At 63.1% G+C, this 18748-nt stretch carries 18 protein-coding genes; 5 read left to right on the forward strand and 13 right to left on the reverse strand.

What is annotated here, in order from left to right; all coding sequences use genetic code 11:
* Window positions 1–47 precede the first annotated feature (47 nt).
* A complete protein-coding gene (locus tag CGLAUT_RS08135) occupies window positions 48–1046 on the forward strand; it encodes an oxidoreductase (RefSeq protein WP_290184530.1) in 999 nt (332 codons plus the stop codon).
* Entirely contained in the window at window positions 1047–2744 is a 1698-nt protein-coding gene (locus CGLAUT_RS08140) for an ABC-F family ATP-binding cassette domain-containing protein (protein ID WP_290184531.1), read from the forward strand. It begins immediately after the preceding gene.
* Window positions 2745–2778: 34 nt separating this feature from the next.
* On the opposite strand, the gene CGLAUT_RS08145 is transcribed toward CGLAUT_RS08140, so the two are convergent.
* Window positions 2779–3426 carry a WKL family lipoprotein gene (locus tag CGLAUT_RS08145; protein ID WP_290184532.1) on the reverse strand — a complete coding sequence of 216 codons (648 nt, stop codon included), beginning with the start codon at window positions 3424–3426 and terminating at the stop codon, window positions 2779–2781.
* A gap of 94 nt (window positions 3427–3520) precedes the next feature.
* Between CGLAUT_RS08145 and CGLAUT_RS08150 the strand changes: the two genes are divergently transcribed.
* Window positions 3521–4432, forward strand: a complete 912-nt coding sequence (locus CGLAUT_RS08150; RefSeq protein WP_290184533.1) for an asparaginase — start codon at window positions 3521–3523, stop codon at window positions 4430–4432.
* Here CGLAUT_RS08150 and CGLAUT_RS08155 read toward each other — a convergent pair.
* The 4 genes from CGLAUT_RS08155 to CGLAUT_RS08170 all read right to left on the reverse strand — a co-directional run bounded on the left by CGLAUT_RS08155 (window position 4421) and on the right by CGLAUT_RS08170 (window position 8104).
* Window positions 4421–5794 (reverse strand): DNA polymerase IV, encoded by a 1374-nt coding sequence (locus CGLAUT_RS08155; protein WP_290184534.1) that lies wholly within the window; start codon window positions 5792–5794, stop codon window positions 4421–4423. The two genes, CGLAUT_RS08150 and CGLAUT_RS08155, sit on opposite strands and share 12 nt — an antisense overlap.
* Before the next feature lie 106 nt (window positions 5795–5900).
* Window positions 5901–6092: an HNH endonuclease signature motif containing protein gene (locus CGLAUT_RS08160; RefSeq protein WP_343898714.1), complete on the reverse strand. Its 192-nt coding sequence runs from the start codon at window positions 6090–6092 to the stop codon at window positions 5901–5903.
* Between the two features lie 106 nt (window positions 6093–6198).
* Window positions 6199–6528: an ArsR/SmtB family transcription factor gene (locus CGLAUT_RS08165; RefSeq protein ID WP_095660285.1), complete on the reverse strand. Its 330-nt coding sequence runs from the start codon at window positions 6526–6528 to the stop codon at window positions 6199–6201.
* 340 nt (window positions 6529–6868) lie between these two features.
* The gene (locus CGLAUT_RS08170) at window positions 6869–8104 is read right to left on the reverse strand and encodes an MFS transporter (RefSeq protein ID WP_290184536.1); all 1236 of its coding nucleotides are present in this window, start codon (window positions 8102–8104) and stop codon (window positions 6869–6871) included.
* A 490-nt stretch (window positions 8105–8594) separates the two neighbouring features.
* Here CGLAUT_RS08170 and CGLAUT_RS08175 point away from each other — a divergent pair, with 490 nt between their 5' ends.
* Together CGLAUT_RS08175 and CGLAUT_RS08180 are read left to right on the forward strand one after the other, a co-directional pair.
* The gene (locus CGLAUT_RS08175) at window positions 8595–9293 is read left to right on the forward strand and encodes a metallophosphoesterase family protein (RefSeq protein ID WP_290184538.1); all 699 of its coding nucleotides are present in this window, start codon (window positions 8595–8597) and stop codon (window positions 9291–9293) included.
* Entirely contained in the window at window positions 9286–9774 is a 489-nt protein-coding gene (locus CGLAUT_RS08180) for a carboxymuconolactone decarboxylase family protein (RefSeq protein WP_290184539.1), read from the forward strand. The genes CGLAUT_RS08175 and CGLAUT_RS08180 overlap by 8 nt, the downstream gene beginning before the upstream one ends.
* Before the next feature lie 4 nt (window positions 9775–9778).
* On the opposite strand, the gene ileS is transcribed toward CGLAUT_RS08180, so the two are convergent.
* From ileS to CGLAUT_RS08220, 8 genes are all read right to left on the reverse strand, one after another.
* Window positions 9779–12937: an isoleucine--tRNA ligase gene (gene ileS, locus CGLAUT_RS08185; RefSeq protein WP_290184541.1), complete on the reverse strand. Its 3159-nt coding sequence runs from the start codon at window positions 12935–12937 to the stop codon at window positions 9779–9781.
* Window positions 12938–13152: 215 nt separating this feature from the next.
* A complete protein-coding gene (locus CGLAUT_RS08190; RefSeq protein ID WP_290184542.1) occupies window positions 13153–14148 on the reverse strand; it encodes a DivIVA domain-containing protein in 996 nt (331 codons plus the stop codon).
* 71 nt (window positions 14149–14219) lie between these two features.
* Window positions 14220–14531 carry a YggT family protein gene (locus CGLAUT_RS08195; RefSeq protein WP_095660291.1) on the reverse strand — a complete coding sequence of 104 codons (312 nt, stop codon included), beginning with the start codon at window positions 14529–14531 and terminating at the stop codon, window positions 14220–14222.
* 47 nt (window positions 14532–14578) lie between these two features.
* Window positions 14579–15070, reverse strand: a complete 492-nt coding sequence (locus tag CGLAUT_RS08200; protein ID WP_290184543.1) for a cell division protein SepF — start codon at window positions 15068–15070, stop codon at window positions 14579–14581.
* Window positions 15071–15116: 46 nt separating this feature from the next.
* Window positions 15117–15818 (reverse strand): YggS family pyridoxal phosphate-dependent enzyme, encoded by a 702-nt coding sequence (locus CGLAUT_RS08205; RefSeq protein WP_290184544.1) that lies wholly within the window; start codon window positions 15816–15818, stop codon window positions 15117–15119.
* Window positions 15815–16543, reverse strand: a complete 729-nt coding sequence (gene pgeF / locus CGLAUT_RS08210) for a peptidoglycan editing factor PgeF (RefSeq protein ID WP_290184545.1) — start codon at window positions 16541–16543, stop codon at window positions 15815–15817. The genes CGLAUT_RS08205 and pgeF overlap by 4 nt, the downstream gene beginning before the upstream one ends.
* A gap of 10 nt (window positions 16544–16553) precedes the next feature.
* Window positions 16554–17834 carry a cell division protein FtsZ gene (gene ftsZ / locus CGLAUT_RS08215; protein ID WP_290184547.1) on the reverse strand — a complete coding sequence of 427 codons (1281 nt, stop codon included), beginning with the start codon at window positions 17832–17834 and terminating at the stop codon, window positions 16554–16556.
* A gap of 172 nt (window positions 17835–18006) precedes the next feature.
* Entirely contained in the window at window positions 18007–18741 is a 735-nt protein-coding gene (locus CGLAUT_RS08220) for a cell division protein FtsQ/DivIB (protein ID WP_290184548.1), read from the reverse strand.
* Between the last annotated feature and the right edge of the window lie 7 nt (window positions 18742–18748).

The following is an 18748-nucleotide window of genomic DNA, read 5'->3' on the forward strand; positions in this document are numbered from 1 at the left end:
TAGTGCTTCTCTACTGGTGCGCTTGTGCCATGGGGTAGGTTCAAAGCGTGTTTACCTTGCGTCGGTTCCCTGTAGTTACGTTGGCGTCCGCCGCATTGTCCAGCCTTGTCCTGGGCCTGGTGGCGTGCTCGACCGAGGAGCCCGACCCGATGGCGGACGTGCCCGCCTTTCCGGTGGACGCCCCGGTAGTCACGGTTTTGGAGCAAGGCGAGAACCCGCAGCTGTTGGAGTACACCTACGCTTCGTTTGAATCGCCGGAGGCGAACTGGCACACCACCTTGGAGGTCGCGGGCGGCATCGACCAGGCGGTCGCGGCCGAAGGCGAAAACGTTGACCCGGAGGCACCGGCTGGCGGCGATGTGATGACCACGACGCTGCCGGTGACCATCACCTTCCCCGCCGGCCCGGCCCCCGAAGAGGCAGCTGATTCGACGCGCAGTGTACGGATCACCGCTGGTGCCGGCAAGCACTCCGATCTGGCGCTGGGCCAGGAGGTTGCCGCCAACGAGGGCTTCATGCTCAGCTGGTGGGGCGATGACACCGGCGCCATCGATGCCGTGAAACTCCTGCCGCCTGAGGAATCCCCGGAGGCCGGTCGCCAGGTGGTGGAGCAGGCGCTGCTTTCAGTCATGTCCGCTAACGTGGTGTTCCCGGCTGAGCCGATCGGCGTCGGCGGCTCGTGGTCCGTGGAGGCGCGCACGACTGGCGATACCTCCATGATCCGCACCACCACATACACGGTGCGCGACATCACCGACGGCCCGGACACCGCAGTCTCGCTCGACGTAAAGGTGGACGAGCGCCCCGCCCAGCAGCCGCTGCGCATCGACAATCAGGTCGCGGGTGCCCTCGACGGCCAGACGCTACAGGTTGAAAACACCTCAACCACCTCCGACGGCGAACTCACGGTGGAATTGAACTACCCGCTTCCCACCAGCGGCAACGTCGCCTCCACCACGCGCCTGACCTACTCCGGCGGCGAGGGCAGCTCATTCCGCATCGTCCAAGACGTGACCTCCGGGGTCACCTTTAAAAAGGAGGGCTAGATGGTAGCGCCCTTACACATTGGCCTCGACGGCATCTCGTTTTCCTACCCCGGCGGCAACCGTGTGCTCACCGACATCTCGTTCGCCGTGCCGTCGGGATCCGTCACCGGCTTAATCGGCGAGAACGGCGCGGGTAAATCAACGCTCCTCGGCATCATCTCCGGGGAGCTCACACCGGACGTCGGCACCTTGATCACGCCGCCGGTCACCGGGTTCATCGCCCAGGAAACCTCACTGCCGTTCACGGAGCCCGCGAGCACGCTTATCGACGCCGCTGTGAACGAGTTCCGACAAATCGAAACCGACATCGCAACGTACTCCGAGAAAATGGCAGAGGAGCCGGAGAACCAAAAGCTGGCGGAAGCCTTTGACCGCGCGCTTGCCCGCGCCGAGAACTCCGGCGTGTGGGAGCTCGACGCCCGCATTGCCACCGTGCTCGCCGGCCTGGACTTAGCCAACGTGCCGCTGGAGACCCCGCTTGGGGAGATGTCGGGCGGCCAACGCCGCCGTTTCGCTCTGGCGACGCTTCTGCTGCGACCAGTCGATGCGATGGTACTGGATGAGCCAACGAACCACCTCGATGACGAAGCTGTGGACTTCCTCATCGGTGAGCTCGAGGCGTTCAAGGGACCGGTGCTCGCAGCCTCCCACGACCGTTACTTCCTCGACTCCGCGTGCGACGGCATCGTCGATCTTGACCCCGGCTTGGGCGCCGAAGGCGGCTACGGCGAGGCGACCCGCCAAGGTGCGCGCTTCACCGGCGCGTTCACCGACTACCTCAAGGCGCGCGAGGACCGACGCCGCCGCTGGGAAACCGACTACGCCGCCCAAGAACACGAGCGCGTCCGGCTGGAAAAGGCCGCGGAGCAGACCGCTGAGGACGTCTTCAACTCGCAGGAAAACAAGACGGAAACTCGCGCGGCGGCGAAGTTCTACGCCGACCGCGCGGCGAAGACCGTCGGCTCACGCCGCCGCGCCGCCGAACAAAGGCTGGACAGCCTGGAACGCAGCGCTATTCCGGTCCCGCCGCAACGTCTGCGGTTTACCGGGGTGCCGCCGCACACGGCGACGTCGATAGGCGTGCCTGCGGTGACAGCCGTGAACCTGCGGGTGCCCGACCGCCTAATGCCCCTTTCCCTGAAGGTGCAGCCCGGCCAGCACCTTCTGGTGGAAGGCCCGAACGGCTCCGGCAAGTCCACGCTGCTGAAAATCATCGACGGCACCATCACCGACTACGAGGGCGAGCTGCTCATCCCCGAAGAGCTCACCATCGCCCGCCTCGAGCAGGATGACGCCTGGCACGACCTTGAGGCCACCGCCGCGGAGATCTTCGAAAGCCACACCCCCGACGGCACGCCCGACCTGGTGGAAATGGGGCTCATGACCCCCGAACAAGCGGTGAAAAAGCTCGCAGATCTCTCGCTTGGCCAGCGCCGCCGCGTCTCGCTCGGCATCATCTTGGCTTCGCCGCCGGATCTTTTGCTTCTCGACGAGCCGACGAACCACCTCTCACTCGTCCTCGCGGAAGAGCTCGAGCATGCTTTGCTCGACTTTGCGGGCACCGTGATCATCACCAGTCACGACCGTTGGGTGCGCCGCCAGTGGCGCCGCCGCATCGAGCAAAATGATCCTCGCGCCAGGATTCTCACCCTGTCCACCATGTGGACGGGCGAGCTCTGGCGCGAGGATCGCTTGTAATGCCGGCGTAAGACCGGTGTAAGACCGAGCGTTCCTACAGCCCCGGCGCCTGCTGGTAGCCCTGCTCAGGTGCAGGGGCTGCCGGCGCTGCAGGTGCTTCCGGCGCCGCAGGTGCTGGCGCGCCGCCCTGACCCGGATCAACCGGGGCCGGCGCGACCGGCGGATTCGCGCTGCACATTGCCGGCACCTGCTCCGGCGGCAGGGTCGAGGAAATCAGGTTGCAGGCCCACATCTGGGACAGCTTCCAGTGTCCGCCCTCGTAGACAAAGGTGACATCGTTAATCAGCGTCGGCTCCTGGCCCGGCGCGGTGAGGTTCACCGCAGCGAGCACCTGGTTCGGCTCGAAGTCCGGCAGCACCGGCTCCACGACCTGGAAGTTCGCGCCGGATTCAACCTGGGACTGCGTCATGACGTCGAAAAGCTCAGGCACGTTTTCACCGCCTTGGACGGTGAGCATGCGCTCTTGAATCGGCAGGTTCGGATCTGCCGCGCGCTGAATTACGGAGTTAAGCTCCGCCACCGTCGGCATCTCCGCCACCGGAGCGGCTTGGGTCTGCTGTTCACTCGACGGCGCAGCGGCAGTCGTGGACTCCTTCCCCGCATCCTGCTCATCAGAGCAGGCGGCCAACCCCACGCTCAGGCCAATCGCGGCGACAGCAGCAGCAATTTTTTGTGTGTGCACGTGTTCTCCCTTTCACATGTGTAACACCACGAGCGTACCCATAGCCCGGCGTCCAACCCCAAACGACACCGCCACTTCTGGCACGCTGGTGCACATGGGCAACTTCATTCTCGTCATTTCCACCGGGGGCACTATCGCGTGCACCACGGACGCTACCGGCACCCGCCGACCTACGCTCACTGCCGCTGAGCTGGTCGAGCAGTCCGGCACCGCCGAAAGTGTCGGGGTCTATGACGCAGCCAGCCTCGACTCCTCAGCCATCACTCTTGCCGACATCGACACGCTCGCAGAGCTCATCGAACAATCGCTTATCGACGACTCCATCACCGGCGTCGTCCTCACCCACGGCACCGACTCGATGGCAGAGACCGCGCTGGCGCTCGATCTCATCCACAACGATCCTCGACCCGTTGTCCTTACCGGGGCGCAGCACCCCGCCGACCACCCGCACGCCGACGGACCGGAGAATCTGCGCCGCGCCATCGACGTGGCCGCCGACCCGCTGCGGCGCGGCAACGGCGTGCTTGTGCATTTCGACGGTGACACCCTGCCCGCCCGCGGCTTGTATAAGGCCTCCACCGCGGACCTCGGCGCATTCGCGCTGACCACCGAGCGTCCTCAGCCGCGCCCCGCGCCGGTGGCGCGCGCCATGCTCAGCGGCAAGAACGTACCTATCCTGCGCGCCTGGCCCGGCGCGGACGGCACGCTGGTCGAGCTCGCCGCTGACGCGAACCCTGACGGCATCGTCGTCGAAGCGCTCGGTTCCGGCAACGTCTCCCCCGCCATGGGGGAAGCGCTTGGTCGCGCTATCGAGCGTGGCATCCCCGTCGTCGTTTCCACCTCAGTTCCGCGTGGCGGAGTCGAGTTCGCCTACGGCGGGGGCGGCGGTGGCGCCACTCTCGGCGAACTCGGCGCCCTCCCCGCCGGCTCCCTCTCCCCCGGCCAGGCCCGCATCGCGCTCATCACCGCGTTGGCCACAGGAACAGACCCGCGGTCACTGCTCTAGCCAATCACCCCAGTCCAAGCTGTCGAGGGGGTCTGCTGGGTGGAGCAGTGGGTCGTCGGCACGCATGCTTTTGATGCGACCTGGACCAGTGGCTCGGGTTTCAAACCGCACGGTGACCCATCCTTTGCCCGCGCCTTGGACCCAGCCGTGGCCGTGCTCTTCGTGGTAGACGTCCTGCGTGGCCTGCCACTGCCCCGCCTTCGGCGCAGCATCAGCGATGACCTCCACCTGCGGACCACCTGCGCGGTCCGATACCCCGGACTCGTAATCCGTTTGCACCGGTTTCACGATTGTTTGGTCGAGCTCGGGAAACAGGACGTCTTGCAGCGAATCCTCCAGCCCCGAATAGCTCACACCCACCAGCCGGATCGGGCCGACTTCATCCGGGTAGCGCATGATACGAAACGCGGTGGCCAAGAGCGTCTCCTCATCATCGGTGGCGTACGGCAGGGTCGCCGAACGTGACTCGGTGTGGAAGTCCGACATCTTCAGCTTCACTGTCACTGTGCGCGCGCCGCGGCCATCCTTGCGCAAGCGTCGATGCGACTCTGCGGCCGCTCGCTTGAGTGCTGCGTCGACCTCGGGCGCGGTCGTGAGATCCTTTGGATAGGTGTGCTCGGAGGAAATCTGCTTCGACTCGGCGCGGGGCGCGACTGCACGTTCATCCTGACCGCGCGCGAGGTGCCACAGCTGCTTGCCGACGACACCGCCGAGCGCGATCTCGACCTCCTTTTCCGTCAGCGCTGCGAGATCACCGATCGTCTCAATGCCTGCCGCTTTCAGCTTCGCGCCGGTCACCGGCCCCACTCCCCACAGCTCGTTAACCGGCAGCGGGTGCAGGATCTCCAACTGCTCCTCGTGCGGGATAACGAACACACCGTCTGGTTTCGCCAAACCGGAGCCGATCTTCGCGTACTGCTTGCCGCTGCCCGCGCCGATCGAGCTCGGCAAGCCGGTTTCGCGTTTGATTTCCGCGCGGAGCTCGTTGGCCCATTCGGTAACCGCGTCGGGTGAGGCGTCGAAAAGCACCGATGGCTCCATGAAGGCCTCATCGATGGAGAGCTGCTCGAACACATCTACGTGGCGCGCGATGATCTCGAATACCCTGCGGGAGGCTGCAGAGTAGACGGGGCGCCGGGGTGCGACGAGTACTGCTTGCGGTCCGACGAGCCGCGCCGCCCGGTGAGTGGGCATCGCGGAGCGGGCGCCAAACTTGCGGGCCTCATAGCTCGCGCCTGCGACTACCCCGCGGCCCGAGACCCCCGCCACGAGCACCGGGCGGCCTTTGAGCGTTGGGCGGGTGAGCTGCTCCACGGATGCGTAAAACGCGTCCATATCGATGTGCAGCACCCAACGTGACATGTCCCTCACGGTACCTGGAGCCCCGCTGGCCTCCGCTGATTGCTCATCGCATCACCGGCGTGTGCCGGGCGCGGTTGGCTAGGCGAAGGTGAGGTCATCCCGCACCTCAGCGGACTCCACCCGCTCCGGAAGCCCTCGGGACGCTGGCCAGGAACCGCGAGCCGTCGATGAAGCTGAACTCGATGGCTGAACCCCGAGCCCGGATCTCCGCAAGGCCGTGGCTCACCTTCGAGTGGCAGCTTGAGCACAGTGGAATGAGGTTGTCGATGTTGGTTTCGCCGCCCTCTGCCCACTCGATTTAACGCAGCAGGTAGCGCACCGTGGTGCAGTTTGGACAACGCCACCCAATTGGAAAGAGGTAGACAAAGTCCCATTGAGTCCAAGACTCAATCTTGAAGTCTTTCTCACTCCAGCTGGCCGCCTCCACTCGAGATAATTATCTGGTCCAGCAAGCCGGGGAACGCTTTCTCAAGATCAGTTCTGCGCAGACGAGTCATGCGTCCATTTCCCACGTCACGCTGCCAGACCAAACCGGCATTGCGCAGAACTTTGAAGTGATGTGTTCGCGTCGAAGGCGCCCATGGGGTACCGAATTCTGAACAGAATTGTTCAGTACCATCGGGCTGAGCAGCCAATTCTACGATTACTTTGCGTCGGTTAGCGTCTGACAACGCATGCAAAATCTTAGAGAGGTCAAACTCGTCGACACTTGGGTGGCCATCCTGATCAGCCATGCGGTCTCCCATCAAGGAATGAAGCAACTAACAAAATAGTAGCTATTCAGAGTCTTGCAACATCATTCCAGGTTGAATAGACCACGCGAACTATTGGAAAGAAATCTTTTACTTTCAAGCCGTAATACGGGGCGATGCACCCATACTCCCGTGTCCCAGTTGATGTTCTCAGGGGTCGCTGCTGGAGAAAACGTCGGCAGCTGTTCAGCCAGATCGGCAAAATGACCTGAGCTAGACCCCGGTTATGACTAGACGCGGGTGTAGTCATCGAATTACACCAGAGACCGGGGCCGACTCGGATATCGAAGAAACGAATAGCTGAGCCTATTGTTCCTTACTCCTATTCATTTGACTTAGAGCTGGGGCTACGCCTTACGAGCACAACAGACACGGTCACAAGTAAGACAAGGACCGTCAGCATGAGCGCGCTGGTGCCGAATGCGTCGGCATAGACATCTGGATGGCCCGGTTGCCCAGCCGCGGTATTCGTCGCGGCTTCACCGGAAAGCTGGTGTCGAATTTGCACAGAAAGTATGAACGCGTACCCGGCGACAAACAACGCCTCACTACCCACACGGAAAAAGTTGAGCACGCCAGCAGCTGTACCAGTCCTTTCAGGAGGAACTACCTCCAGTGCGTGTCCATCTACAAGGCCAATGGGTAGGCCGAAACCCAATCCAAGCAAGATCATCGGAGCGATAACGAGCCCGATTGATCCCTCGGGCGTGAGCAACACAAGGCCAAGGTCTCCGACAATTAGGCAGATCAGACTGAGGTACACCACAAAGCCAACCGTGATCCACGAGACCTTCTCAATCAACTTAGCCGCCAGCATTGGCGCAACTACGACGGGGATTGTCATTGCAAGCATGATCAGGCCAGCTCGACCCGGACCGATACCTTTAATGCCACTGAAGGCAGAAGGTAAATAGGTCAGCATTGTAACGAATCCGATTGAGCCCGCAATCGGCACCAAACACATGGCGAGAAACTCTCTGTTCTTAAGAATGGAGAGGTCAAGCAGAGGTGTCTTCGCCTCTTTCGGATCCTGCACAGCGCCGTTGGCTGCAGGAAGGAATCTTGTATTCAGACTAACCAACGCAAGAATCGCGCCATGAACAGCAAAAACTCCCCGCCAACCGAAGCTCGAAACCAGAATTCCTGAGATAGTTGGACCTAATGTCAAGCCCAATCCGTTGATCGTTCCAAAGAGGGCGAATGCTCGGCCTCGCGCGTTGCCTTCATAGGCGTTAGAGAGCATAGAGCTGGCCCCAGTGAGGACGGCTGCCGCCCCGACCCCTGCGACAATTCGCATGCAATCAAGCAAAAGCAGCGACGGGCTAGCCGCACTTATCAGGCTAGACAGCGAGAATAGGGTCGATCCGATGGCGAAAGTCATGCGATAACCAATACGGTCACTTACAGCTCCCCAGCCGAGAACACCAAGTGCAAACGCAGCGTTAAAGCCGTTTACTACCCATTGAAGTGCTGTCGTATTCGTTCCAAGGTCAGTGGAGATCTGCGGAAGAGCGATGCCCGTACCGGCAATTGACATCGGCGTAATGAATTGCGCCACAAGGACTATAGGCAAAGTCCATCGACTTGGGGCGGTGTCCGCCACGACTTTCTCTTCTGACAAAACTGCTACCATCCTGCCTGTCTCGCTAGATACTATACCTATAGTAGCTACTACACTTTTAGTACCTGCGCAAGCAGAGGGACGGTACTTCGCCGAAAATCAGGGCCAGATTGAATTGGTGAAACTCTGCGATTTTTGTGGCGACGTTTGCACCTGATCCGAATTCGAAAGGCGATGAAGTCCGAGGATCCTGTCGGCGATCGCCCGCACCCCGATTGGGTACCGGCCTCGGTTTCAAGTGGTGCAGGCCCTCGGATCTAGATTCGCTTGCATACCTCATTGACCCTCGCCCACTTCCCTAATTCGAGTTGCCGTTTATTGTGTTTGCGCTCCGGGTCCACCTCTGGTTGTCCGCGCGGCGGACAACCCTCAACCCCCACTGCACAGTTGTCCGCCGCGCGGACAAGCACCCGCTACCGTGGTCCCCATGGATCCCATTCTCGCGCTCGCAGACATCCACTTCGGCCGCAAACAAACCGGCGACAAGAAGGTCGGGCCGGGCCTCGCGTGGGCACTCGAGGCGCTCGACCAGGGTGCCAAAGCGGGCGCGCGCCACCTGATCATGGCGGGCGACATCATCGATCGGAAGCGCTTCACCGAAGCGACATACGGCGAGGTGAACCAGTTCTTCGAGCGCGCACTTTCACTCTTCGACACCGTCCTGTTCACCTCCGGCAACCACGACGTCCACCACAACCTCGACCTCCCCGCCGGCGTCACTGTCGCCTCAACCTCCCCAGCCAGCTACCAAATGGGCAGTTGCGCGGTCCACACCGCAGGGGTTGAGGTAGACAAGGACCCGCGCGAGCTTGTCGGTAGCTTTCCTTCGCTTATCGACGGCACCGTCAACCTCGGCATCCTCCACACCAGCCTCACCGGCGAGCATTCCAACAACCCGTGCTTGCCGTGCACTCGGGAAGAGCTGCTTGACCACGGCTGCGACGCGTGGTTGCTTGGACACGTGCACCAGCCCGTTTCGGTCAACGAGTCGCCCTTCATCGGCTGGATTGGCATGGGGCGTGCGCTGATAGTGCGCAACGCTGAATCAGGGGTGCCAGATTCGAATGCGCCTGAATCGAAGGCGGCGGTCGAAGAGCTGACCTCCATACGGTGGCAGCATGACTGATCGAAACCGCAAACCCATCCCCAAGGTCGCCTACGCGCCGATGGTCGGGCTGGAAACCTTCGTGCGAGCGCGAGTGAACAAGGACTTCTCGCACCTGGTGCAGCTGCGCGCGTCTGCGCTGAACCAGTGCGTGTATTGCCTTGCAATGCACCGCAGGGACGCGCGCAAAGATGGCTGGCCAAAAGACCGCATCCGCCAAGTTGAAGCGTGGACGGATCACCGCGATGAGTTCAACGCCGCAGAGACTGCCGCACTCGAGCTCACCGACGCGGTGACGCGCATCCACGGTGACGAGTCGGTCCCGGACGAACTCTGGAACCGCGTCGAGGCAGAGCACGGCGAGAAGGACGCCCGCAACCTGCTGATGGCGATCGTGACCATCAACGCGTGGAACCGAATCGGGATTACCACCCGACTCGACCCCGAAAGCCTCTCAGGCGTAGACGCGTTCGACCTTGGAGAAGAGCAGGGCGAAAAGTAGCGGCTTAGCCGTTCTTTTCGACGGTCGCGGTGACGCCGTCGATGACCTGCACTGCCCCATCCAGCGGCTCCGACACGACCGTGAAGTCGGTCGCTAGCGTCTCACCGGCGATGTGCGACGCGTGGCGCTCCGCCCACTCGACGCAGTCCGCAGGCACCGACAGGCGTACCGCAATGCGGTCAGAAACGGCTAGCCCTGCCTGCTTACGCGCATCTTGCAGGCCGCGGATCACGTCCGCTGCCCAGCCCTCGGCTTCCAGCTCCTCGGTGACTTCGGTGTCCAACACGACCAATCCGACGGTGCCGTCGGGGCCTTCGACGCGCGCCGTGGACTCCGGGTTTTCGGCCACGAGGCGCTCGGTGTAGAGCTCGGGGGTGAGCACGATATCACCGTCGACCACGACGTTCTCGCCATCGCGGACGTAGTTGCCGGCCTTGACGTTCTTGATCGCCCGCTGCACGTCTTTGCCCAGTGTCGGGCCAGCCACCTTGGCATTGACAACCACGTCGAAGGAACCTGCGGCGTCGACATCGTCGCTAAGCACAAGCTCCTTGACATTGACCTCGTCGCGGATGACCGAGGCGAAGTCCTGCAGCTGGCCTGCGTTCGGCAGCGCGACGGTGAGCGCAGGCAGCGGCAGGCGGTTGCGCAGCTTGCGAGCCTTGCGCACCGACGACGCTGCGGAGCACACCGCGCGGGTGGCATCCATGGCGGCGACGAGTTCCTCGTTCGCCGGCAGATCCGAAGCCTGCGGGTAGTCGGTGAGGTGCACGGAGCGCTCGCCGGTGAGTCCGCGCCAGATCACCTCGGTGATGTACGGCAGCAGCGGCGCAGCGGCGCGGCAGGTGACCTCAAGCACGGTGTACAGCGTGTTGAAGGCCTCCGGGTGCGCCTCCTGGCCCTCCCAGAAGCGGTCGCGGGAACGGCGCACGTACCAGTTAGTCAGCGTGTCGGCGAACTGGCGAAGCTCCTCGCAGGCATCGGCGATGCGGACCTCGTCGAGTGCGGCGCCGACACCGGCGACCATGTCGTGTGTCTTGGCCAAGATGTAGCGGTCGAGCACGTCGGTGGAATCCACCGACCACTGCGCCTCCTCCGACGAATAGAGCTGCAGGAAGGTGTACGCATTCCAGATCGGCAGGATCGCCTGACGCACGCCGTCGCGGATGCCCTGCTCGGTGACGATGAGGTTTCCGCCGCGCAGAATCGGCGAGGACATGAGGAACCAGCGCATCGCGTCGGAGCCGTCGCGGTCGAAGACCTCGTTGACGTTCGGGTAGTTGCCCTTCGACTTGGACATCTTCTGCCCGTCGCTGCCCAACACGATGCCGTGCGCGACGACTTTCTTGAACGCGACGCGGTCAAACAGCGCGGTCGACAGCACGTGCTGCACGTAGAACCAGCCGCGGGACTGGCCCGAGTACTCCACGATGAAGTCCGCCGGCTGGCGCACGTCGTGCTCCTCGACGTTCTCAAACGGGTAGTGGTACTGCGCGAACGGCATCGACCCGGATTCGAACCAGCAGTCCAGCACGTCCGGCACGCGGCGCATCATGGATTGCCCCGTCGGGTCGTCCGGGTTCGGGCGCACCAGCTCATCGATGTACGGACGGTGCAGCGACTTGGGGCGCTCGCCGAAGTCGCGCTCCAGCTCCTCCAGCGAGCCGTACACGTCTACGCGCGGGTACTCCGGGTTGTCCGACACCCACGCCGGCACCGGCGAGCCCCAGTAACGGGTGCGCGAGATGTTCCAGTCGCGCGCGCCCTCGAGCCACTTGCCAAATTGGCCGTCGCGCATGTGAGACGGGATCCACTTAATCTCCTGGTTGAGCTCCACCATGCGGTCGCGGATCTCGGTGACCTTCACGAACCACGCCGGCAGCGCCATGTAGATCAGCGGCTCACCCGAGCGCCACGAGTGCGGGTAGGAGTGCTCGATCGTCTGATCGCGCACCACGCGGCCGCGCTCCTTGAGGTCGCGGATGATGTCGCGGTTCGCGTCAAACACCAGCTTGCCCTCGTAATCCGGCACCAGCGAGGTGAACTTGCCGTCTGCGTCCACAGGGATGACCAGCGGGACGCCGTAGCGTTCGCAGGTGAGCATATCGTCCTCACCGAACGCAGGCGCCTGGTGCACCACGCCGGTGCCGTCCTCGGTGGTCACGTAATCAGCGTTGAGCACCATGAACGCATTCTCGGTGTCCCTGAAGTAGTCGAACACCGGCTCGTAGGTCAGGCCCTCGAGCTCTGCGCCAGCAAACGTCGCCAGCACCTCGTACTCGCCCAGCTCCTTCGCGTACGCACCCAGCAGGTCAGTTGCCAGGAGCAATTGCTCATCGACGGTCCGGACAACGCTGTACTCCACCTCCGGATGCACCGCGAGCGCCAAGTTTGACGGCAGAGTCCAGGGAGTAGTGGTCCACGCGATTGCGGCGGCGTCGTGAAGCTCTGGGTGCTCTTCCCATGTCTTTTGGGCGGGGAAGCCTTCGCGCGCGCCGGTCAGCGGCATGGTGACGGTGACGGTCGGGTCCTGGCGCATGCGGTAGGAGTCGTCCAGGCGGGTCTCCTGGTTCGACAGCGGGGTGTGTTCAGCCCACGAATACGGCAGCACGCGGAAGCCCTGGTAGATCAGGCCCTTGTCGTAGAGTTCCTTGAACGCCCACATGACGGACTCCATGTACTCCGGGTCCATGGTCTTGTAGCCGTTTTCAAAGTCCACCCAGCGGGCCTGGCGGGTGACGTATTCTTCCCACTCGTCCGCGTAGTGCATGACGGACTGGCCACAGTACTCGTTGAACTTCTCCAAGCCCATGTCTTCGATCTGGGCTTTGTCGGTGATACCGAGCTGCTTCTCGGCCTCGAGCTCCGCGGGCAAGCCGTGGCAGTCCCAACCAAACACGCGGGGGACGAAGTAGCCCGCCTGCGTGCGGTAGCGCGGGACGATGTCTTTGACGTAGCCGGTCAGCAGGTGGCCGTAGTGCGGCAAGCCGTTGGCGAAAGGGGGGCCGTCGTTGAAGACGTACTCCTCGCACCCTTCGCGATTCTCAAGCGAAGCCTGGAACGTGTTGTCCTCGTTCCAGAACTTCAGCACCTCTTGTTCCATGTCCGGGAATTTGGTGCTGCCCCCGGTGAGATCGACCTTGGGATAGACGTTGCCTACCATTACGCATTCCTCCACATCCAACGCAGGGACGCTTGCGATGCGCGGTACCACCCTGCTTGAGCGCTTAACGCGCCCCGCTTCGTTGTGGAGGAAGTGACGTCTTCCCTGATACGTCCGGTTCTACTGAGCGTGGTGCTGTTCTTCCGGAACGCTCCCCGGTGATGGCCGGATCATTGCGTGTGTGCGCTTATCGTAGCGCACAGTTGTCGAGCGGACTACTTCTCGTTTGGTGCGAAGCTGCCGCGGGCTTCCAGCTCCTCGAGCTGGGAGGTCAGCATCGTCTTCAGACGGGTGCGGTACTCGCGCTCGAAGGTGCGCAGCTCTGCGATGCGGTTCTCCAGCGCGGTCTGCTGCTGCTTCACCGTGTTCATGATCTCGGTGTGCTTGCGCTCTGCCTCAGCCTGGAGCTGCTTCGCCTGCTCCTCCGCCTGGCGGATCTGTGCCTCCGCGCGGGAGGTGGCGTCGCTAGTGGTCTGCTCAGCCTTCTTCTGGGCATCCTGCACAAGCGTGTTGGCGCGCTGCTCGGCCTCGCGGGTGGTCTGATTTGCGCGCTGCTCGGCGTCGCGGGTGGTCTGCTCCGCGCGCTTCTGCGCATCCTGGAGCTGACGCTTCGAGTTGGTGTCCGCCTCGGTGAGCTGCTTGTCGGCGGCGCTGCGCGCCTCGTTGAGCATGCTCTGCGCCTCGGCCTGTGCGTCGGAAGTCAGGCGCTCTGCCATCTCCTGCGCAAGACCAAGCACCTTAGCGGCCTGCACGTGGGTGTCCGCTGATGCTGTACCCTCGGTTCGCGACGACGCAGCGGCCTTCACCTCGGTGTTGGAGTTGCCCGAGGCCTTCCTCGCTTCCTCCGCCTGCTGACGCGCCTTCTTCGCCTCGTCACGTGCAGCGGCAACCTGGGACTCAGCCTGCTCCTGGGCTTCCTTCGCCTGGCGCAAACGGGCTTCGTAATCAGCGCGCAGCCGCTCCTCGACATCGCGTCGGATCGCCGACTCGTCGACATCAGAGCGGATCGGGGTAGCTGCAGCCGACGATGCCTCGCCGTTGCTGAGCTCCTCGACGCGGGCGCGCAGGTCGTCGTTCTCGTCCTGCAGCTGCGCGAGCGTGTCCTCTACCAGGTCGAGGAACTGGTCGACCTCGTCCTCGTTATAGCCACGCTTCCCGATTGGCGGCTTGCTGAAAGCTACATTGTGCACGTCTGCGGGTGTCAGCGGCATGAGCGTTCCCTTCGGTTAAGAATTCGGTTCAAGAATTATTTATACCCTGAATCTACACCAGACATTGAACTTTATGCCCGGATACCTGGCATGATCAACAGCCCATTGATGAGCATTTGGATGATCATTAGCACGATGAACAGCACAATTACGCTGATATCGATCCCAATCCCCCCGCCCGCCTGAAGCGGTGGAATCATGCGGCGAAGGGCCTTGACAGGTGGGTCAGTGATCACGAAAAGTGGCTCAGCCACAACGAAGAACCACGACGGTGGATCAAACTGCTTGGAAAACCCCTGAATCATCTCGATGATGATGCGGATGACCACCACGAGCGAGTACAAGCCCACCAAGGCGTAAAGAATTGCTCCTACGAATGCCACGGCTACCAACCCTACCTACCGCGCCCCCTTGCGCGGTATCGCGCCAACTAGGCGAGGCGGGCCGCGCGCTTGAGCTCGTCGGTGGTGATGCGAGCGTTCTCCGGCACGATCGCGAACACGCGGCGACGCGAGCCGGTATTACGAGCCAGGTTGAGCATGCTGCCACGCAGCGCGAAGCACAGGCCAGCGGCAAAGTCGACGACGCGCTTGGCATCAGCGGTGTCGAGATCGGTGAGATCCATGATCACGGCGTCGCCATCCCGGAACGGCTCGCCGATCTCCTTGGCATCGTTGTAGGAACGCGGTGCGGTGCTGACAATCTCCGGGGTGAAGGAGCGGGACTCGTAGGCGGTGTAGCTTGCGCCGCGCTGAGCGGAGTGAGCAGAGTGGGTGGAGTGGGTGGAGTGGGCGGAGCGGGATGTCTGCGGTACCTGCTCGGCGCGCGGCTCGCGGTAGCTCCGCTCGTCGTAGTAGGTGTCCTCAACCTCGTCGTACGGGCCGAAACCGAAGAACTCTTTTGCGCTGCCAATGAAGGACATTTGATGCTCCTAGCTGGGGTGTATTGGGCAAGTGCTCGCGTTTCGCTCAGACTACGGGGCGCGGGCCGAACACCGCAGTACCGACACGCACGATGTCGGATCCGCATGCAATTGCCGTCTCGAAATCACCGCTCATACCAGCCGACAGCACGAGGTTTCGGCCGACTCGTTCGGAGTATTCGTCGGTAAGCGAGCGAAGCTCTTCGAACACCGCGCGGGGCTCAGCGTCCAGCGGTGGGACCACCATGAAACCTTTGAGACGGAGGTGCGCTGCGCCCTCGGTGGCGGCAACGAGTTCGTCGAGACCCTCGCGGGTGATGCCGCCGCGAGAGGTATCACCGTCGGCGGAGACTTGAATGAGGCACGGCAGGGTGTCGCTCGTGCGGTCGCCGCGCTCCAGCGCGAGCGACATGCCGCGGTCGAGGCCGTTCGCGAGCTTGACGGAGTCCAAAGAGTGCACCTCGGAAGCCCAGCGTGCGACCGAGTTCGCCTTCTTGGACTGGATCTGGCCGATCATGGCGATCCCGCAGGCGTCGTCAAGCTTTGCTGCTTTCTCCCTTGCCTCCTGCTCGCGGTTTTCTCCCACCATGGTGATGTCGCGCGCCGCGACCTCGCGAATGGCTTCGACCGGGTGGAACTTGCTGACTGGCAGGAGGGTGACGCTGCCAGATTCGCGGCCGGCTGCGCGCTCGGCCTCGCGGATCTGGGACTGAACATGCTCAAGGTTGTCGGCGATCATGCTGCTCATGCTGCCCCCGTCAACCAGATCACGCCGGCCTGGCGGCCGGTGGTGCCTTCACGGCGGTAGGAGAAGAAGTCGGTGTCCGTGATGGTGTCGCGCGGATCAGCGTCGACGTTGGTAACCCCCAGGCTGAGAAGTTGGCGAACGAGGCCCGCGCGGATGTCCAGGCCGGTGGTTCCCTTGCGGGTTGTGGTCAAAGCACCGGGCAAATGCTTCTCGACGTCTTGCGCCATCTCTTTGGGGACCTCGTAGGTCTCCCCCGCCGCGGCCGGTCCGAGCAGTACCTGGATGTTGGGCGTGGTGGCTCCGAGCTCCAGCATGGTCTCCACCGTCTTTTTCACAATGCCGTTGCGTGCGCCAAGCCGGCCCGCGTGCGCGGCGGCGACCACGCCCGCGGAGTGGTCCGCGAGCAACACGGGGACACAGTCGGCGACGAGGACGCAGAGGGCAAGGCCGGTCTCGCGGGTGACGATTGCGTCAGTCGCCTCCACGGGTTCGGACTGCGGGCCGTCCACCACCGTGACCGTGTTGGTGTGGAGCTGCTCCATCCAGACAAACTGCGCTGCGTCGAGGCCGAGGATGCGCGCGAGGCGGGCGCGGTTGGCTACGACATGGGCCGGGTCATCGCCGACGTGATCGCCGAGGTTGAACGAGCCGTACGGGGACGACGACGCCCCGCCGGCACGGGAAGTGAACACCATGCGGACGGGGCGATTGGAAAGATCTGCCATGCGGGCCAAACTAGCGCATGAAGTCAGGCACGTCGACGTCGAAGTCGTCGTCAAAACCGCGGGTGTCGCGGGTGTCGCGGGTGTCGCGGGGTTCGCGGGGTTCGCGCGAGTCACGGCCGTCGCGATCCGTGAACAGCCCGCCCGAGCGCGGGGAGTCTGAACGGTGGCGGGCCTGGTGTTCGCCGTTGTCGCTGCCGGCGCTGCTCGAGGTAGTCGCGCTGTCGGCGCGGCGATCGTCGAACAACGAGCCGCGTGCGGGTGCCGGAGTGGCGGTCTCAGCAGCGTGCTCCGACTCGACCACGGTGGAACCCGCCGATTCCATGTTCGGCTCCGGCAGCTTGTTGGCCTTCTCGTCGAAGCCGGTGGCAATGATGGTGACGCGGACCTCGTCGCCCAGGTTGTCGTCGATAATGGTGCCGAAGATGATGTTGGCATCCTCGTCGGCCTTTTCGGCGACGATGGTGGCCGCGGTGTTGACCTCGTTGATGCCCAGGTCCGAGCCGCCGGCGATGGAGAGCAGTACGCCCTTCGCGCCCTCCATAGTGGACTCGAGCAGCGGTGAGTTGATCGCCTGCTCGGTAGCGGTGGTGACGCGGTTGTCGCCGCGTGAGGAGCCCACCCCCATGAGCGCGGAGCCAGCGTCGGCCATGACGGAGCGTACGTCCGCGAAGTCCACGTTGATCACGCCCGGGGTGGTGATCAGGTTGGTGATGCCCTGGACACCGTTGTGCAGCACCTCATCTGCGGCGCGGAACGCGTCCATCATGGACAAGTCGGCGTCGCCAAGCTGCAGCAGGCGGTCGTTCGGGATGACGATGACGGTGTCGCAAACCTCCTTGAGGTTCTCGATGCCCTCCATCGCCTGACGGGTGCGGCGCTTGCCCTCGAAGGTGAACGGGCGGGTAACCACGCCGATGGTCAGCGCACCCATCTTCTTGGCGATGCCGGCCACCACCGGCGCCGCGCCCGTACCCGTGCCGCCACCCTCGCCGGCGGTAACGAAGACCATGTCGGAGCCCTTCAACGACTCCTCAATCTCCTGCTTATGGTCCTCCGCGGACGTCCGGCCAACCTCCGGGTTCGCGCCGGCTCCGAGTCCGCGGGTGGCCTCTCGGCCGATGTCGAGCTTGGTATCAGCGTCGGTGAACAGCAACGCCTGCGAGTCGGTGTTGATGGCAACGAACTCGACGCCCTTGAGACCTTCCTCGATCATGCGGTTCACGGCGTTGACGCCGCCGCCGCCGACACCGACAACGCGGATCATGGCGAGGTAGTTGGCTGGAGAGGTCATGGTGGTGGATCTCGCCTTTCAAAGTGGATGGGTTTTGCAGTGCTTCCCATCTTTAGGGACGAGGCGAGTTTTTTCGTGTTCTGGGTCGGCGTGTCACAACCCTCAACCTCTACTTTAGGGTTGTGACCAGGGGTTTTGCTGCCGTTTAACTTTGCTGCCGTTTAACGCTGCCCTACTTCGACGTGACCAGCTGCGGGTTGGTGATGTTGAACTCCTTGCCCTCCATCTGCAACACCGCCTCGAGCGCGTACGCCTTGTTCTGGTTGTCCTCCGACGCACCCCAGTAAATCGTGCGCCCATCGTGCGTCTTCAACACATGGTTAAAGGGTCCCACTTCAATCACGGCAATCTCGCCGCGAGCTTCATCGCTTATCGACGAAGCGATGTCGACCGCATCCGCCATCACTTGCTCGTTATCCGCTTGGGCTCCAACGAGTTCCACGGCGCCGGCGGGCGGCTCGGCGACAAGAAAAGCCTTGCCGTCGCGGTCGATGAGGTGCGCGCCATCCGACTGCTTGAGATAGGCAACGGCGACATGCTCCTCAAGCGCGACATCGACGGTGTTCGGCCAGTTGCGTGCCACCGTCACGGTTTTAATCCACGGATCGGTGGCAACGCGGTGTGCTGCGTCGTTGACGTCGACGCGGCCCATCGGAGTGTCCGGCGCAATGCCCGCCAGATCCCGGACCTGGTCCGCAGAGAGCGTGCGGTTTCCTTCCACCGTGACTTCTTTGACCCCCATGACCGGGGTGAACGGTGCAATCGCGGCCAAGGCGGCAAGGATTGCCACGCATCCTGCTGCAATGCCGATGGTGCGACGCCGGTTCTTCGGGCGCTGCTCCTCAGGCTGCCGTGGCTGGCGCTCCTCCGCCTCCTCGGGTGGCGGGACACTGATTTTCGTCGACATGGGGCCG

It is taken from the genome of Corynebacterium glaucum (assembly GCF_030408855.1).
GTDB classification, from domain to species: domain Bacteria; phylum Actinomycetota; class Actinomycetes; order Mycobacteriales; family Mycobacteriaceae; genus Corynebacterium; species Corynebacterium glaucum.

Bases quoted from the DNA above. Each gene is read 5' to 3' on its own strand.
- CGLAUT_RS08140 (WP_290184531.1), top strand. From the start codon at position 1,047: ATGGTAGCGCCCTTACACATTGGCCTCGACGGCATCTCGTTTTCCTAC.
- CGLAUT_RS08150 (WP_290184533.1), top strand. From the start codon at position 3,521: ATGGGCAACTTCATTCTCGTCATTTCCACCGGGGGCACTATCGCGTGC.
- CGLAUT_RS08155 (WP_290184534.1), bottom strand. From the start codon at position 5,794: ATGTCACGTTGGGTGCTGCACATCGATATGGACGCGTTTTACGCATCC.
- CGLAUT_RS08165 (WP_095660285.1), bottom strand. From the start codon at position 6,528: ATGGCTGATCAGGATGGCCACCCAAGTGTCGACGAGTTTGACCTCTCT.
- CGLAUT_RS08175 (WP_290184538.1), top strand. From the start codon at position 8,595: ATGGATCCCATTCTCGCGCTCGCAGACATCCACTTCGGCCGCAAACAA.
- CGLAUT_RS08180 (WP_290184539.1), top strand. From the start codon at position 9,286: ATGACTGATCGAAACCGCAAACCCATCCCCAAGGTCGCCTACGCGCCG.
- ileS (WP_290184541.1), bottom strand. From the start codon at position 12,937: ATGGTAGGCAACGTCTATCCCAAGGTCGATCTCACCGGGGGCAGCACC.
- CGLAUT_RS08190 (WP_290184542.1), bottom strand. From the start codon at position 14,148: ATGCCGCTGACACCCGCAGACGTGCACAATGTAGCTTTCAGCAAGCCG.
- CGLAUT_RS08200 (WP_290184543.1), bottom strand. From the start codon at position 15,070: ATGTCCTTCATTGGCAGCGCAAAAGAGTTCTTCGGTTTCGGCCCGTAC.
- CGLAUT_RS08205 (WP_290184544.1), bottom strand. From the start codon at position 15,818: ATGAGCAGCATGATCGCCGACAACCTTGAGCATGTTCAGTCCCAGATC.
- pgeF (WP_290184545.1), bottom strand. From the start codon at position 16,543: ATGGCAGATCTTTCCAATCGCCCCGTCCGCATGGTGTTCACTTCCCGT.
- ftsZ (WP_290184547.1), bottom strand. From the start codon at position 17,834: ATGACCTCTCCAGCCAACTACCTCGCCATGATCCGCGTTGTCGGTGTC.
- CGLAUT_RS08220 (WP_290184548.1), bottom strand. From the start codon at position 18,741: ATGTCGACGAAAATCAGTGTCCCGCCACCCGAGGAGGCGGAGGAGCGC.